This window comes from Chitinispirillales bacterium ANBcel5, from assembly GCA_029688955.1.
In the GTDB taxonomy this organism is placed as follows: Bacteria; Fibrobacterota; Chitinivibrionia; order Chitinivibrionales; family Chitinispirillaceae; genus Cellulosispirillum; species Cellulosispirillum alkaliphilum.
The window spans coordinates 1-3,895 of sequence record JARUKZ010000077.1 but is presented as its reverse complement, the minus strand read 5'-3'; the positions used below and the strand labels follow the sequence as shown (position 1 = coordinate 3,895).

At 45.9% G+C, this 3,895-nt stretch carries 1 protein-coding gene; it reads right to left on the bottom strand.

The window, feature by feature from the left end; translation table 11 throughout:
• A partial coding sequence (locus QA601_18600) for a toxin TcdB middle/C-terminal domain-containing protein (protein ID MDG5817114.1) occupies positions 1-3,895 on the bottom strand: 3,895 nt, incomplete at both ends.

Here is a 3,895-nt window from a genome sequence, read left to right as displayed (position 1 = left end):
CCTCCCGATCCAGGGACAATAGTACCTTGCTCCATAATAATACAACCCGGTAGCATCATCCCGTTCTTTTCCGGTGTAACGGTATTCTTTGAGCTTAACCTCTTTTTCGCTATTCCCTACGACAAAAGAAGTTCCACCGTAAGGGAAATACTCTTCATAGGAGATGAGCTCACCGATCTCATTTAGCTCAAGTGATGCAGACCCTAGATGGTTGCCGTACTGATATCGGATCTTACTCTGGCCGAGATCATCTGAACTATCGATCTCACGTAAATGGTCGTCTTTGGTCCAATGGTTAACGATGGCAATCCGCGAAGTGTCATCCATCACATGATGATCAAACCGTTCCAGTTTTTTCAAAGAGCCATCAAGAGATGTTATCCTCCTGATCTCCACACCCCCAAGATAGATCTTCTCTATCCGCTCATCATTGGCAACGGAGATCTTTCTGACACGGTTGCCGCTACCATCATAAACATAATATTCGGCATCATCAGTGGAGCCAGTTCTCTCAATAATCGTGGCTTTTGAGATGTTGTTGCGGTAGTTCCAATTAATTTCGGCAATATGCTCGAGCTCAGTACAGTTGCCGTTAAGATCGAAATAGGAGGAAACTGGACCTGTCATTGTAGCTGGAACTGCCCTGTTTGAACCGGAATCGACCGTTATATTGCGGGTGAAACTGCGCGTACTGTGAGAGGCTGTATGCTGGATTCGAGTGAGATTGTTACCTTTATCGTAACTGTATGTTCTGGTGTAGTTGGCAAGGGCATTTGCATCGTTGATGTTCGCCAGATGCTGATTAAACCACTGGTCACCATGTGGCGGGGTGTTTTGATTTAAGCCAGTGTGCTCACGACCGGTAGCTTGGGTTAGGCGGTAGAGCGCATCGTATTCATAACTGCATTTAGGCTCTACTACCTGATTATTGGTGAATACCGAATCAAAGGAATTGTCCTCAATCTCTGTAACATTCCCCACAGGATCGTAGGTATAGGCGATATCCTGAAGCAGCTTATTATTACTAGCCTTTGTTGTTTCTAACGAGGTTAAGCGAAAGGTTTTATCGTCGTACTCGTATTCAGTGAAGGTTCCGTTGCCGTAATCGATCCTTTGGCGCTGCCCCTTGGCATTGTAACAGATACCGGTGACAAAATCGGTGAAATCAGTATCATTTTTAAGCTGCACCCTGACCTTATTGAGAGCACCAGATTGATGAAACTCTGCAACGGTGACACTTTCATCAGGCTTTGTCTGCTCTATAACACGACCAAGCGCATCATATTTGTTATTTGTGGTAAACGTCTCAGATTCCAGAAGTGAGTCAGGATCTGCAACATCCCAGTTTGCCTCTGTATCGAATGTTCCCGATACAAGCGCACGGAGACGGTAAGCGCTTTGCGGGACTTCACCTTTAAAGGTATAGGCAGGGACTGTGGTGCAGCCGGCTTCATCATAACTTTTATATACCTGCCCACGGAGGTTCTTGTCCTGAGAATCTGGGTGCGATTCACCATAGATAATTTTCTGTACAAGGTTATCCAGACTATTACCGACAACTCTTTTTTCTGTAGGCCGGTGAAGTGTATCATAGGTTACAGTTACAATATACCCTTTAGCATCGAAACTTTTAACAGGATTCTCCAAAACATCGATAAAAACCCTGTCATCCCCGGCATCGATATTCTGCGTCCTTAAAGGATGTCCCGCCATATCATAGGTATAAGTAAATGCAACATTACCCCGCGGGTCGGTTATAGTCAGAGGATTTCCGGTGATATCGAAGGTGGTTACGGTTTCGTATATCTGGCTATCTGTAGCAGTATTCTTATCTTCCAGATACTGCCTTACCCTAAACTCTCTACCCAATGTGTCGAGTATGGCCACCTGCGGAGTATTGAAATGATCATGTCCTGCCTTATTATCGTTCTGGTCGTGGCTTTCCACTTCCCAGGGAGTAAACTCAACACGTGTAAAATGACCATCCGGAAGATCGGTTTTTACTACGCGCATGAGCGGATCGTAATGAATAATCGGAGTAACCCCAAATGTTGCAAAGAACTGCTCAGGCTCATATTCAAACGTTGCGCTGTAGAAAGGCTCGTACTGCTTTACCGGTTCCTGCTTGTTATTGTAAACGACACGCCCCGATACAAGCCAGCGGTCTTCAACCTCCTCCTCTTCATACTCATCATTGTCCTGACGCACCCAGGCAAGCCCACGCTCAACTTTTATCTTACTCTGAAGCTCACGCTCAAAACCATCACTGTAACCTAAACTAATCTGTATCCTCGATGTTTCACCAACAGCCAGTTCACTTACATGAGTTTCCCGGGCAAGCGCGATAAACTGCGGTGGTTCAGCGCGATCTGTCCAGGCATGAAGATCATAGAAGAAAAAGGTGGTGGCTTCCTGAAGATAATCTCCGGGATTTGAGACTATCGCCTCAATGGATGCGTCGGTGACTTCATCGTATTCATCAAGAGGAGCATCCCCTTTATCGATACCATTTTCAGTCCCGTATATAGATGTTGCAATCACCATTCCCAGAGGATCAGTAAGCGCTTCACTCATATTTTCATTAGGATCGGTAAGCTGCCAGGGATGAAGCGTGCGGTAGTCAATAAATGCAGAGGTTTCATTCCCCAATGCATCGGTGATAGCTATCTGAGCCAGATTGTATGTGTCATATTCTATATCAAAAAAGCCACCGAGCGGGTCTTCCATGCGCACTGGAAGATAGAAATCACCACTCTGATAAATCTGAACAGCTCCACGGTTCCAGTAGTAATGTTCATTTAAGTAGTAACCGGCAGAGGTGATATCACTATCGCTTATCCCACTTTCAAACACCTGACTGATAAGCTCTGGTGTAAATACCGCATTCTCTTCATGATGCGGAAGAACTGGTGACACGATCTCCCCCAATCCACCTGCACCGCTCTGATCCTGGTTCCAGAAGTAATGCCGCGACCAGGAGATAAGACGGCTTTGATGTGATGCACCGGGTACAAACTCACCATGATAGGGAATTGTGTTGGCATCACTTATCGCAAGCTCCAAAAACTCCTGCACCTCTTCGAATGTCACCCTTTCACCGGCAGCAACAGGAAGATTACCGCCAATCTCATACCCTTTTGATTCGTAAGGAACCCCGATAAGATATAAATCATCTGTCTCGTTTATAAACTCTGTAGTCTGTGCTGTCATGTAGGCTTTAAGCTGTTCATCATGCACACCACTACCCGAACGCCTGGGATACACAAGATCAGCAACCTTTTTTACATTACCAAATGAATCAACTTCCAGCACAAACTCATGCCCTATGCGGGGATCGTCTGTGTTCTGTTCATAGTGGAAAGTAATCGTTTCATGTGCATTGGTAAAAAACACCCCATGCCGGTTGTTTCCCTTAGGCTGCACCTTATGTACTGCAAAATTAGTCTCTGTAACCTGATAGGGAACATCGGAAGCCTCATCACCCGCTTCATACAACTCAGTGCGCAACACCGAGCCGCGCAGTGCACGTATCGCCTCAAGCATCTCATCTGTTTCTAGATCGGGCAGCACCGTATCAGGGAGATAAAATGCATCACCATCCCCCTTCCAATACTCCTGCTCATATACTTTTGATATTTTGGCGTCATGTTTGTGCGCTCCGTTATGAAACCAGGTCTTTGTATGGACCGGAGCAACATAGGTATCGATACCATCACAATCTTCACACTCTTCAAAACTCTCAGTATCCCACTGCTCCACCATCCCAAAACCGCGAAACTCCCGCTCATGACCATCATAATACCCGTGATGATACGCGTATTTATTGACAAGTCTGTTTTTCCCGATGTGGTCAATCGTCTCCACCCGCTCAACTACATGCACCGGAAAGTGAAGC